The sequence below is a fragment of the Aliivibrio sp. S10_S31 genome (genome assembly GCF_014694495.1).
GTDB classification, from domain to species: domain Bacteria; phylum Pseudomonadota; class Gammaproteobacteria; order Enterobacterales; family Vibrionaceae; genus Aliivibrio; species Aliivibrio fischeri.
Genome location: NZ_JAAUWR010000016.1, coordinates 72241 through 85156 on the forward strand (window position 1 = coordinate 72241; position 12916 = coordinate 85156).

Genomic DNA, 12916 nt, shown 5'->3' on the forward strand with positions numbered 1-12916 from the left:
TTGTTTAAAATGAAAATAATTCGCAAGGTATTGTCACTATGGATAGATTTGACGAAAGAATATTGCAAGAGTTGAAATTAAATGGTCGATTAACCAATGTGGAGTTATCTGAACGTATTGGATTATCACCTTCGGCAACACTTAGACGAGTACAAGAATTAGAACGTAATGGAACTATTCAAGGCTATCGTGCAGTATTAAATCCGAATAAGTGTGGAATAGGATTTGTTGCTTATGTGACGATCGGATTATCGGATCACAGTAAAAAATCACAAAAAGATTTCGAAGCGCAGATAATGGAATCAAATGAAGTAACAGAATGCCACAATATTACGGGAGCGAATGAGTATCTATTGCGGGTTGAGACTGAGAGTCTATCCTCATATAAGCAGTTTCATTCAAACGTACTTGGAGAGATCTCTCAGGTCAACTCAATTGGCACCTTAGTGGTGATGGACACGCCTAAAGATGAACGAACCTAGGCGTGTGAATACTTTGCTAAAACACCATCTCGATTTAATTGGTGTAATTGCTTTGATGAACTAATGATCATTTTAACTGGCACAATAATAAAATAGATAGATGCCATTACAACCATGATTGGATCAGCAAGTTGTGCATAATGCGCATATGATGTTAGTAGCAATACTTTTGCAATCATAAAGCCAACAAATACAGCAGCACTAATTACAGTATCCATTAACCATTGTTTTGCTTCTGCATCAACAAGAGCCGAGTTAACTTCACGACCTTGAGTTTTCATTACCCAATAACTTGTATAACAACCTATCATGCTAAAAACACCAAAGGCTAATGCGATACCAGTATTCACTTCTCGACCACCTTCCATTATTGCTTGAACAGCAGCTACAAATGAAAGTACACACATTAAGGTAATTGCGATCCCTTTAAGCAAAATTACTGAAGACTCAATTACCTTAACACGCTTGATATTCTTCGAAACATCTTCTTTTCGAATGTACAGCACTGTCACTAGCGAAACTAGGGTTAAACCTAAACTCACTAATGAGTAAACACCATCAAAAATAATAACTAATGAATGAATCAGCGTACCTAATACAATGCCTAACATTGCAAACAGTAAAGCTGAAAACGTTGAAACCAGTAATAATTGCCTTTCTTTTTTAATTGAATACGACATATTTTCCTCCATCGACTTATTTTTCGTCTTTTTTGTGTATACAGATCATCATATAGAGAAAATTGGTGATAGGATAATCAGTCAGCGTCAACTAATTCGTCGCTTAACATTAAACGGCATAAATTAACGAGAAAAAGATCATGAAAACCAGTCAAATTGAAATGCTCTTATATACGGTTGAACTGGGTTCTATTGCAGAAGCAGCTCGTAAACTTCAAAAAAGTCGAACCACCGTCAGTGCTGCGTTAAGTACTCTTGAAGATGAGCTTGGAGTGACTTTATTAATTCGCACAGGTAACCGTATTACTCCAACAGAAATTGGCGAGTCGATTGTGAATGATTGCCAACGTATGATGATCATTAGCAATGATATTGTTAGTAAGTGCTTACAATATAACGAAGGTATAGCCTCAACCATTCGCGTGGTTAGAGATGACTCACTACCTGAGCCCATTTGGCGTGATATTTTAACTCGCATGAGTCGTAAATTCCCAAACACCAGTATCTCTATTTACGTTGCCCCATCACCAGAACTTGAAGAAATGGTAGAACAAAATGTGGTTGATGTAGCGTATGGCATTTTACCTATCAATAGCCAACTTCTGCATGTTCAACAAAACGAGTTAGGCCAAATTCGCATGATGTCGGTCGCACATAAAGAGCACCCATTAAGTCAGCTAAGAAAAGTAAGCCCAACAGATCTAGAAAGCCACACTGAAATCATTCTTAACTACATTGATGATGATGAATTAATGGTGTTTGAGCCAACATCCAGTAAATACATTGCTCTTACATTTTATGAGCACCTACGTGATGCTGTATTAGACAAAACAGGTTGGTCGTCCGTTCCCGCGCTATTAATTAATGAGCATTTACGCGATGGCACTTTAAAGGTTCTTAAACATAATCGTGCGATGAACTGGCAATCTTTCGCTGAAATGACAAAGACTACCATGCCCCGTGGTGTGATTATTGATTGGTTATCAGAACAAGTTGAGGACTATTTATTAGAAGTCTCAGAATAATGATTTCTTTCGTTCAAAATAAGCAGTAAATTACCCATGATTCACATATGAAAATGGGCTTAATCATAGCCCTTAATACCAAATGCAGCAGTACATGGAATTATTTATGAGCATTGAAACTTATCTTCTTTTTATCGCAGGGATGTTCGCCTTTTGTGCGATGCCCGGCGCCGATTTCTTTTACGTTCTTTCAAGAGCCTTAGGCGGTGGTGCCAAAACAGGGGTTTATGCCGCTGTGGGTATTGCCACAGGTGTTCTTTTTCATACCTTTTTAGCTGTTGTTGGCTTAAGTGCACTACTGCTCTCTTCAGCAACCGCGTTTATGGTAATTAAATACATAGGTGCCGCTTACCTGTGTTATATCGGATTTAAAATGTTCACAGCAAAAGGCGGTTTTGGCCAAGTAGAAACCACTAATCGTACATCTGATATAAAAGTGTTTCGCCAAGGTATTCTAACCAATGCCCTCAACCCAAAAGTGTGTTTGACCTTTGTTGCTTTTATTCCTCAATTTTTAACTCCAGAGACATCATCACCTTTAATGTTCGGAATGCTTGGTATCACAACCGCTATTATCGCTTTGCTATGGTTTACTTGCGTTGCCGTTTTCGCTGCAAAATTCAGAACGGTTATTGCCGAGAGCAAAGCATTCTCAAACCTCTTAAAATACGGTTTAAGCTCTTTATTAATGGGCTTTGGCGCTAAGTTAGCAATGACTAACTAATATTGGTCTAAAATCAAAAAAAGGGGTGAAGCTATCGTAGCTTCACCCCTTTTTTTATCACTTCAATATTTGCTTATTTTAATCAAAAATAGATTAGCGATTTAAACGTTGATCAATTTCTACTGCCAGTGCTACTGATTCTCCAACTATTGGGGTATTTCCCATTCCAACAAACCCTTAAAGATACTAAGAGAACTAATCTATTTCTCTATTTATAATTTTAGCAACCAAGCTTAAGCGTGATATGAGTCGCATTTAATTGGGTTTAATCGTCTTTTTCGCACCATTAATTTGCTTTTTAACTGCTAAAAATGCCCATAATAAAAAGGAATTTAATTAGAGTACAAAGGATATGTATTTACATATGGCTATCGCAGCGCCCAGAATCTTGTGTTCAGATATGGATTCTGACACAACAAAAAAATGGATTTTTCGAGAACCTTCGAGGACAGACGGTGACGATGTTTACGCATTGATCACCGAGTGTCCTCCTCTTGACATCAACTCTTCATACTGCAATTTTCTTCAAGCTACTCATTTCAGTAAAACCTGCGTTTTGGCAGAGAAAGATGGCGATCTCGCTGGCTTTATCTCTGGGTACCAAAAACCTGATGAACCGAATACGCTGTTCATATGGCAAGTCGCCGTCTCCCCACGTTACCGAGGTAAAGGTTTAGCGTTTTCAATGCTAGCTACGCTTTTAGAGCGAAAAAACCTTCTGCATATCGAATTTATAGAAACCACAATAACCAAGGAAAATAACGCCTCTTGGTCACTATTTAAAAAAATTGATGCCCAATATGGAAATCAAGGGCAAATCACCACGTTTCTAGACAAAGAATCACACTTTAAAGGCAAGCACGATACAGAGTATTTGTATCGTATCCCTCTAAAATCTTCACAAAAATAGGAATCATAAACGGACTCATCATGAATATTTTCAAGAAGCAAGAATCACAAGTACGCTCATACTCAAACAATTTCCCAGTTGTTTTTCAAAAAGCAAAAGGCAGCTGGCTAGAAACTGAAAATGGAGAGCGTTACCTAGACTTCCTTGCCGGAGCCGGATCACTTAACTACGGTCACAACAACCCAGTCTTAAAGCAAGCTTTACTTGAATACATCGAAAACGACGGCATCACTCATGGCTTAGATATGCACTCTAGTGCAAAAGCAACATTTTTAAATGCCCTGAACCGTTATATTTTCGAACCAAGAAACCTAGAGTACAAGGTACAGTTCACGGGACCTACGGGAACCAATGCTGTTGAGGCCGCTTTAAAACTGGCACGAAAAGTCACTAACCGAACCAATATTGTCGCGTTCACTAATGGCTTTCATGGTTGTACAGCCGGAGCACTGGCGGCAACGGGGAATCAACACCATCGCCAAGGTGCCGGTTTTAGCTTAAACAATATTACACGCATTCCTTTTGAAGGTTATGCTGATATCGATGGACTTAACCTGTTTGAGACCATGCTATCTGACAATTCAAGCGGTTTAGATAAACCAGCTGCGATACTTTTAGAAACCGTACAAGGTGAAGGCGGTTTAAACGTCGCTTCAAACGAATGGCTACAACGTCTAAGTAAGATCTGTAAAGCCAACGACATTCTAATGATTGTTGATGATATTCAAGCAGGTTGTGGGCGTACAGGTACTTTCTTTAGTTTTGAGTCATCTGGTATTAAACCAGACATGGTAACTCTATCAAAATCAATTGGTGGCTACGGCTTACCAATGGCGGTTGTTTTACTTAAACCTGAATTAGATGAGTGGAAACCCGGTGAGCATAACGGTACTTTCCGTGGTAACAACCATGCCTTTATTACTGCAGCAAAAGCGCTTGAAATTTATTGGGCGAACGATAACTTTGAAAACCACATCAAACAATCGTCTAACAAAGTCAGCGACGTAATCCTTCGCACCATTAAACGTCACCCTAAGTTATTTGTTCAACAGAAAGGCCGTGGCATGATGATTGGCATTGAATGTAAAGACGGCATCATCTCAAGTGATATCGCAAAAACCTGCTTTGAAAACGGTATGGTAATTGAAACCGCAGGTCCTGATGACGAAGTGGTTAAATTCTTCTGTCCATTAACCATTACTGAATCAGAGTTAGACCAAGGATTGGCTATCTTTGAAGACGCAGTTGATAGTATTGCAGCAAAACATTTTAAAAAAGCATCTTAATCAAGGAAGATACGATGATAGTAAGAACATTAGATGAATGTCGCGACAGCGAACGACGTGTAGCATCTGAAACATGGGAAAGCGTAAGAATGTTATTAAAAAATGACAACATGGGCTTCTCTTTTCATATCACGACCATCTATCAAGATACTGAAACACACATCCATTACAAAAATCATTTAGAGTCAGTCTATTGCATGAGTGGTGAGGGGGAAATTGAAGTCATTGGCGGAGAAACCTACCCAATCAAATCGGGCACTTTGTACATTCTTGATAAACACGACGAGCATTATTTACGAGCATATAAAGATAAGGAAATGGTCATGGCGTGCGTTTTTAACCCGCCAATTACAGGTACCGAAGTTCATGATGAAAACGGGGTTTATCCTGTTCTCGATTAACCCACATTCTCAATTAACCACTTACCTCCCTATATCAACCTGAATAATCCATTGTTCAGGTTGATATCAAAGTCAAAAAAGGACTTACTCATGACTTATACCGTAGAAAAAATCGGCGGTACCTCAATGACTGCATTTGATGCCGTTTTAGATAATATTTTTCTTCGCCCTAAAGACCCATATAATCGTGTTTTTGTTGTTTCAGCTTATGGTGGTATTACCGATTCACTTTTAGAATGTAAAAAAACCAGTAAGCCGGGTGTTTACCAACTTATAGCCAAACGTGATGATAAATGGGAAGAAGCATTAGAATACGTTGAAAAGCGTATGCTCTTAACTAACGAACATATCTTCATTGACCCAATGAACCGCATCAGAGCAGACAAATTCATTTGCTCTCGAATCAAGCAAGCAAAAAACTGTATCGCTAATATTTTAGAAACTTGCCAATATGGTCAATTTTCATTACGTCGTTACTTACCCCAAGTTCGTGAGTTTCTCTCATCTATTGGTGAGGCACACAGCGCCTTCAATACCGCGCTGAAGCTAAAAACCATGGGAATTAATGCCAAGTTTGTTGATCTATCCGGCTGGGATAATCAACCTCCTCGTTCATTAGATGACACCATCATCAACGTATTTAAAGACATTGATGTCACCAAAGAACTGCCAATTGTCACCGGTTACGCCTACTGTCAAGAAGGGTTAATGGGGACATATGATCGAGGTTATAGTGAAATGACCTTTAGCCGTATAGCCTCATTGACTCAAGCCGATCTGGCAATTATCCATAAAGAGTATCACCTAAGCTCGGCTGATCCTCGTGTTGTTGGTACAGACAAAGTATTTCCAATTGGACGCACCAATTATGATGTAGCCGATCAGCTTGCTAACTTAGGTATGGAAGCTATCCATCCTAATGCGGCGGCAGGTCTTAGAGAAAGTAACATTGAAATCCAAATTAAAAATACCTTTGAGCCTGAACACAAAGGCACATTGATCTCATCGGATTATCAGCCAGAAACAGACAAAGTTGAAATCATTGCAGGTAAAGAGAAAGTATTTGCTTTACATCTTTTTGATCAAACCATGGTTGGTCAAGTAGATAACGTTAGTTATGAGCTCATGGAAATCATCTCCGATGCGCACGTTAACTTAATCGGTAAAGAAATGAACGCCAACTCGATTACCTATTACCTCGGAGGCAATACTGAGAGCTTAAATAAAGTGCTATACAAAACCGAAAAACGCTATCCGAACGCTTCTATCAAAGGTCGTATGGTGGCATTAATCGCTGTCATCGGTTCACAGATTGATACCAATAAAGCACTCGCAAAAGGGGTATTATCATTAATGAACAGTGACGTAACACCTGTTGCTTTGCACTCTTCTATGCGCAATGTAAACGTACAGTTTGTTGTCAGCGATAAAGACTATCAAAATGCGATTAAAGCGCTCCACCACGAGTTTTGTGAAGAAGTACCAGCAAAACAAGTAAAAACGAGTCAGGTTGCTTAATTCATTAACTATATACCAATCCAGATAATGATTAGAATATTTGGATTGGTATTAATGAACCGCCTTACTTAATTCTTGCAGTGATGACAATAGATCCTCTAATACCGGACCAAATGCATGACGCCGAGAGACCAAGCAACCCATAGGCGTTAACCAACCATGAAACTCATGAGCAATCGGCAGCGCAACTAACTTTTTCTGCTCAATAAAACTTATCACTGTATGTTCTGGAACGATAGTCCAACCCACACCACGGCACGCTAACTCGATTAAGGCTTGATGCGTGTTGGCATACCATAGTTTTGAACTGATCCCGTAACTGAACCATAACTCTTTTCCCTTCGAGCTTCGATGCACTAACTGTCGATGTCCTTTCAATGCTGCATCATTCACCATTGGTAAAGCCGCTAATTCATGATCTGGCGCAGCCACAGTAAGAAAACGGGTTTGTCCTAAGGTGAAAAAATCCATATCAACTTTAAGCTCACCATCAGCATAGACGATACCTACTTGTGCTTTTCCCTTTCTAACCAGATCTTCAACATCAAAGGTTGAAGTCGTAATAATTTCAACATCGGTAACGGGAAACTTATCCGCCAATGTCGCTAAAATTTGCAATAAATCATCATTAATTAAGCTCTCATCAATCGCAATAACCAACTCATATTCATGCTCTCTTTCTAACGACTCAACCTTTTGATCAAAGTATTTCTGTTGGTGCAAAATAGACTGAGCAATCGGCAATAAAGCCTTACCCTTCTCTGTCAGTACTGGCGTATTTTTCTCACGATTAAACAGCTCTTGGTTAATCGAGATCTCTAAATTAGCAATGGCCTGACTCACGCCTGATTGAGCACGTTTTAATTGACGAGCCGCAGCCGAGAAAGAACCGCACTCACATACGGTGACAAAAATTTTTAATTGCTCAAAACTGTACATAACATTTAGCTCAAGTAAGTAGATCCACCCTTAAGCTATCACGATTTGTGATAGCTGTTAACTTTATCTCTTTTACTCACTCTTTATAATCGCGCTTCTTTATTTTAGAACTGCCCCATTTTTTGAGAATACACCAATGAAGATGAAAACCAATGAGCGCATTTTTCATGCCGTTTTATTTGAAGTATTAGCCGTTAGCTTATCTATTATTGGATTAGCTATTTTTACTGATCATGATATTACGGCACTATCAGGAACCATGATAGTCGTTGCTACTATCGCCATGATTTGGAATTTCATTTATAATTGGATTTTCGATCAATTTTTCACAGGTGAAAAAACACAACGCACGCTTTCATTACGCGTTTTCCACGTTATCTTATTTGAAGTTGGGTTACTGTTTGTCACAGTGCCAGTAATGGCTTACTTATTAAGCGTTGGGATCTGGCAAGCCTTTATGATGGATATTGGTGTAACTATCTTTATCACCATTTACGCCTTTGCTTTTAATCTTATATACGACAATGTACGAGCGCTATTAGTGAAAAGAATGGCGAGAGATGAGTCAGTCACCGCGTGATAGATTAAATATGAGAGCTAGATAGTAAACAACCCGCTGATTGGCGGGTTGTTTATTTTTTAGTTACTCGGGATATAAACTGAATCATCTTCAATCCATTCGGGTAATAAAGGTTTGCTCATCACCTACAAAAGCCACAAAGCCGCCATGATAGATAAATACTCGACCACGCCCCTCAACTAGGCAAGCAAGCTGTGGGAGCAAGTCTTCTTCGTTATTCTGACGTTGATATGTGCCAGTATCAGTAATTACACCACTAAGTGCAGGCAAATACCCATAAGTGCGCTTGGCTTGATCAATCAGGCTCAATTCACTACTGGTAGAGAAGCAAGCTGGAATCGAACCGGCCTCTTCGATAAACATGGGTTTCAGTTCTTCAAAAGCTGTAATCACCAGCCAGTCGATGTCGTTAACATGATGGATAAACATAGAGTTTCTCGGTTATTCTGGTACGAAGATTTTATCACTATTAAGGGATAATCGAGTAGAGATTTAGTGGCTAAATTATTTCCGGACATTCATCAGGCCAACTTGAAACACGTTTTGGTCATTTTCTAAACCAATCACTTATTTTCAGCATCACTCCTTATATTCTCTACTCCCTCGCGCAAGCACTCTACTTTCAAAAAACATATTTACATGATTTATTTAGCTCACTCGCAATCCAATGCCTTTTCACTCATTTCTTAAAATAAACCACTAATCTAATACCATCAAAGACAATGAGCACTCATTCATTGTTTAAATCTACATCAAAACTTGTGCACATCATAATTGTGCGATACTCTTTCACTTATTAGGTGCACAATAGTATTGTGCAATGAAAATGTCATTAAAATTTAAAGAACAATGGTTAGAACAATTTTATGAACAGGACAAACGACATCGTTTAATTCCTAAAAGTATTGAAAATGCTCTATATAGAAAGTTAGAAATCTTAGATGCCGCCCACTCTGAATCTGATTTACGTGTACCTCCAGGAAATCGTTTCGAGCACTTAACTGGTAACTTAAACGAATGGTGCTCTATCAGAGTAAATAAACAATATCGATTAATTTTTCGATGGGATAATGGTGTCGCTAAAGATACCTATTTAGATCCTCATAAATACTAAGGTAAGCAATATGCGTAAAACTAAACGTCGCCCAATAAGCGTTGGGGAGATGCTGAAAGTCGAGTTTCTTGAACCACTAAAAATTACATCTAAAACATTGGCTGAAGCTATGGGTGTTCACAGAAATACGGTAAGCAACCTAATTAACGGTGGGATCTTAACGGCACCTATTGCGATAAAACTGGCTGCTGCACTGGGTAACACGCCTGAGTTTTGGCTTAATATCCAGCATGCTGTTGATTTGTGGGACACTCGAAATCGCTATCAAGACGAAGCTAAATTCGTAAAACCACTAAATATTAATTTTGAACAACAAACACAAGATTAACGCCATAAGTTAACATTCTCCATATTCAACTTATGGCACTTACTTAAGTTCGGCTACACCTTACTCGTGACTAAAACGCTGTCTTGTCACTATGCCCCATTGCGGGTCATCTAATGTGTCTTCTTGGTAGCCTTGTTTAATATTATTCTCAGTAGTGTAAGTACCCACGACATCGCGCCAAAATTTAACCGCGTGATCAGCCCCTTCAACTTGCTTCATCTCCCACGAGCCACCTAATTGTTTAAATAACGTTGAGATAAAAGATTTACCTACTTGGTTCTTTCTAAAGAATGGTACGACATAAAAATCGCACACTTCAAAATGCTTATTCGCTTCATTTGCAATTGCTGTGTGCCCTGCAGGTACACCATCAACATAAAGTAAGTAGCCACTTACTTTTCCGCCAAGCTCGGTATCTAAAGGGAATACACCATTATCACCTGGCTTTTTCTGCATAATTTTTGAAAACTCAGCCTCATAAGCTTGAGCTAAGTTCATATAAACATGCTGATTGCTGCTGTCTACTTTAACTATCTTCATAGCACCTTCTCTTTAATGCAAAAACAAATTAGAAACGCGAAAATAATATCATAAAGATAGTACTCTACTTTTACTCTTCACTATTAAAAGCCCAATATCAGCAAAAATTCATTTACGGTAAAAACAACAAAGAAAAAGAACATTTATCTACATATTCACTCACTGCAGTTCAATATACCAGTAAGCCATCACATACAACTCATCAACCTAAGAAACAACTGGTTACATATATTTCTCATTTACGAGATAAATACGGTGCGTTGCTGATATTTCCAGTATAGAATCCCCGCTCAATGTCCAGTCTCTGTATTCGTAGAACCTTTTCTGACTAAGTAAGGGAATGCTGAACACAATAGATTTGTGATAAATGGACGCTGGCCAAATAGAGATAAAAATAAATCTCTATTTAGCGATAACAGCACTAATGTGGCATTGAGAAAATTAAAAATGAGTCGTACAACAATGAAACCAACAATTGTTATTGCCCTAGGTGGCAATGCACTATTGCGTCGTGGTCAGGTTCTTTCTTATGAAAATCAACTTGAAAACGTAAAGGTAGCGGCAGAATCTATTGCGAAATTAAGCAAAGAATACCGTATTGCTATTGTTCATGGAAATGGCCCACAAGTTGGTTTATTAAGTCAACAAAATGATGCCTTTGATGCTGTTCCTTCTTATCCTCTTAGTTGTTTAGTTGCCGAATCTCAAGGGATGATAGCAACCATGCTTGCGCAAGAATTACGTAACCGTGTTGATTGTAACGTAACGACAATTCTTACCCATGTCGATGTTGACAGAACCGACCCCGCTTTTAATGACCCTAGCAAATTCATTGGCCAAGTGTATTCTGAAAAAGAAGCGTACGATCTTGCTGAAGAGTTTGGCTGGTCTATTCGCCAAGATGGTGACTACTTTAGACGCGTCGTTGCTTCTCCTGCTCCTAAAAATATCCGTGAGAGTGAATTAATTTCATTGGCTTTGCAGCACGATAATATTGTTATATGCTGCGGTGGAGGCGGTATTCCTGTTTGTACTGACAACCACGGCATCACTTCAAATATCGATTGTGTTATTGATAAAGACTCAACGGCATCACTGCTTTCTCAGCAGATTTCAGCTGACTACTTCTTAATTTTGACCGATGGTGATGGGGTATTTTTCCATTACGGCAAGCCAAACCAAATCAAACTAGACATTGCGACTACCGAAGAATTAAAAGGCTACTCTTTTGATAAAGGCTCTATGCAGCCCAAAATTGATTCGATGATCAACTACGTTGAAAATGTCGATATCTCTATCGGTATCATTGCGGATTTGCACTTAGCTTTAGATGCGCTAAATGGCACGGCTGGTACAAAAATCGTAAAAAATAAGTTCTATGATGACTCTATTTCTCATCAACAAAATGATGGCGAATTAACACCAGCATAGCAGTTGCTTATAAAACAAAAAGCCCTAACGTGTTGTTAGGGCTTTTGTATCAAATCGTAAATAAGGAAAAACTTACAACACTTGCTCTTTAATCACAGTAAAGACCCCAGCATCTTTATTACTTGGAGCCATAAAGCGTGCTGTCTCTTTTACTTTTTGATGCGCATTTTCCATCGCATAAGAGTAATAACTCTCTTGCAGCATTTCTAAATCATTTAAGTAATCACCAAAGCTCATTGTCTCTTCAAAACTAAAGCCCAGTGTGTTTTGTAGGTGTTTGATCGCCGCTCCTTTAGAAGCAACTGCATTCATTACATCAAGCCAGATCTTAGCACTCACCACCACTTGATGACTCTCACCAAAGTTGGCATCAAAAGATGAGAAAACGAACTCTTCTGTTCCATCAAAATGACAAATAGCCACTTTAATAAACTCGTCATCTACCGCAAGTAAATCTTCAACATATTCACAACGCTGGTAGTATTTTGAAAATTCTGCCAATGCTTTTGGAGCTTGTGTTTCAATGTATGCAGAACGCTTTCCACAAAGCACAATGTGTGTACCTTCAATCGCACGAGCAGTTTTGATGATATTGATTACCGATGGTGTATCCATTGAACAGCTATAAAGTTCTTCACCTTGATACATCACTAGCGTGCCGTTTTCAGCAATAAACATCATACGATCTTTTACTGGCTCAAACGTTTCTAACAAGCTGTAGTATTGACGCCCAGAGGCAGCGGCAAAAATGATGTTTTTATCTTCTAATTGCTGATAAAGATCGAAAAAACTTGGATCTAATTGGCTGTGTTCATTAAGCAGTGTGCCGTCCATATCAGCAGCAATAAATTTTACGTTATGTTTTTGCATTAATTGGTACTCAGAGATAATTTAAATTCAATAAACACCCAGAAGTATATACTGTTCAGGACGTTACACCGAACAACTCCACCGTAAA

Annotated in this window: 16 protein-coding genes; 11 read left to right on the forward strand and 5 right to left on the reverse strand. The window is 38.8% G+C overall.

The features are described from left to right. Positions 1-38 precede the first annotated feature (38 nt). On the forward strand, positions 39-482 hold the full coding sequence (locus tag HC728_RS14310) for an Lrp/AsnC family transcriptional regulator (RefSeq protein ID WP_012535118.1): 444 nt from the start codon (positions 39-41) through the stop codon (positions 480-482). On the opposite strand, the gene HC728_RS14315 is transcribed toward HC728_RS14310, so the two are convergent. After that, complete coding sequence (locus tag HC728_RS14315) at positions 479-1162, reverse strand: cation transporter (protein ID WP_012535302.1); 684 nt, start codon at positions 1160-1162, stop codon at positions 479-481. The two genes, HC728_RS14310 and HC728_RS14315, sit on opposite strands and share 4 nt — an antisense overlap. Before the next feature lie 140 nt (positions 1163-1302). Between HC728_RS14315 and HC728_RS14320 the strand changes: the two genes are divergently transcribed. The 6 genes from HC728_RS14320 to HC728_RS14345 all read left to right on the forward strand — a co-directional run bounded on the left by HC728_RS14320 (position 1303) and on the right by HC728_RS14345 (position 7026). Continuing rightward, positions 1303-2187 (forward strand): LysR family transcriptional regulator, encoded by an 885-nt coding sequence (locus tag HC728_RS14320; protein ID WP_005423803.1) that lies wholly within the window; start codon positions 1303-1305, stop codon positions 2185-2187. Between the two features lie 106 nt (positions 2188-2293). Further along, positions 2294-2911, forward strand: coding sequence for a LysE family translocator (locus tag HC728_RS14325; protein WP_065622470.1), 618 nt, complete (start codon positions 2294-2296; stop codon positions 2909-2911). Between the two features lie 364 nt (positions 2912-3275). Further along, positions 3276-3821 carry a diaminobutyrate acetyltransferase gene (gene ectA, locus HC728_RS14330; RefSeq protein WP_065622469.1) on the forward strand — a complete coding sequence of 182 codons (546 nt, stop codon included), beginning with the start codon at positions 3276-3278 and terminating at the stop codon, positions 3819-3821. A 20-nt stretch (positions 3822-3841) separates the two neighbouring features. After that, complete coding sequence (gene ectB, locus HC728_RS14335) at positions 3842-5107, forward strand: diaminobutyrate--2-oxoglutarate transaminase (protein ID WP_190395687.1); 1266 nt, start codon at positions 3842-3844, stop codon at positions 5105-5107. Positions 5108-5121: 14 nt separating this feature from the next. Beyond that, positions 5122-5508, forward strand: coding sequence for an ectoine synthase (locus HC728_RS14340; protein ID WP_017018931.1), 387 nt, complete (start codon positions 5122-5124; stop codon positions 5506-5508). Positions 5509-5598: 90 nt separating this feature from the next. Further along, positions 5599-7026 carry an aspartate kinase gene (locus HC728_RS14345; protein WP_005423823.1) on the forward strand — a complete coding sequence of 476 codons (1428 nt, stop codon included), beginning with the start codon at positions 5599-5601 and terminating at the stop codon, positions 7024-7026. Positions 7027-7077: 51 nt separating this feature from the next. Here the strand turns inward: HC728_RS14345 and HC728_RS14350 are convergent, their stop codons facing one another. After that, positions 7078-7965 carry a LysR family transcriptional regulator gene (locus HC728_RS14350; RefSeq protein ID WP_017018930.1) on the reverse strand — a complete coding sequence of 296 codons (888 nt, stop codon included), beginning with the start codon at positions 7963-7965 and terminating at the stop codon, positions 7078-7080. Between the two features lie 142 nt (positions 7966-8107). Between HC728_RS14350 and HC728_RS14355 the strand changes: the two genes are divergently transcribed. Beyond that, a complete protein-coding gene (locus HC728_RS14355) occupies positions 8108-8545 on the forward strand; it encodes a PACE efflux transporter (RefSeq protein ID WP_065641730.1) in 438 nt (145 codons plus the stop codon). A gap of 90 nt (positions 8546-8635) precedes the next feature. Here HC728_RS14355 and HC728_RS14360 read toward each other — a convergent pair whose 3' ends face one another. Then, positions 8636-8974: a hypothetical protein gene (locus tag HC728_RS14360; protein WP_017018928.1), complete on the reverse strand. Its 339-nt coding sequence runs from the start codon at positions 8972-8974 to the stop codon at positions 8636-8638. Positions 8975-9371: 397 nt separating this feature from the next. On the opposite strand from HC728_RS14360, the gene HC728_RS14365 reads away from it, so the two are divergent. Beyond that, entirely contained in the window at positions 9372-9659 is a 288-nt protein-coding gene (locus tag HC728_RS14365; protein WP_026029276.1) for a type II toxin-antitoxin system RelE/ParE family toxin, read from the forward strand. Positions 9660-9669: 10 nt separating this feature from the next. Continuing rightward, on the forward strand, positions 9670-9987 hold the full coding sequence (locus HC728_RS14370; protein ID WP_017018926.1) for a HigA family addiction module antitoxin: 318 nt from the start codon (positions 9670-9672) through the stop codon (positions 9985-9987). A 60-nt stretch (positions 9988-10047) separates the two neighbouring features. Here HC728_RS14370 and HC728_RS14375 read toward each other — a convergent pair whose 3' ends face one another. Next, on the reverse strand, positions 10048-10527 hold the full coding sequence (locus HC728_RS14375; protein ID WP_017018925.1) for a GNAT family N-acetyltransferase: 480 nt from the start codon (positions 10525-10527) through the stop codon (positions 10048-10050). Positions 10528-10974: 447 nt separating this feature from the next. On the opposite strand from HC728_RS14375, the gene HC728_RS14380 reads away from it, so the two are divergent. Continuing rightward, positions 10975-11958 (forward strand): carbamate kinase, encoded by a 984-nt coding sequence (locus HC728_RS14380; RefSeq protein WP_026029275.1) that lies wholly within the window; start codon positions 10975-10977, stop codon positions 11956-11958. 72 nt (positions 11959-12030) lie between these two features. On the opposite strand, the gene HC728_RS14385 is transcribed toward HC728_RS14380, so the two are convergent. Continuing rightward, a complete protein-coding gene (locus HC728_RS14385) occupies positions 12031-12828 on the reverse strand; it encodes a Cof-type HAD-IIB family hydrolase (protein WP_017018923.1) in 798 nt (265 codons plus the stop codon). Positions 12829-12916: the final 88 nt, after the last annotated feature.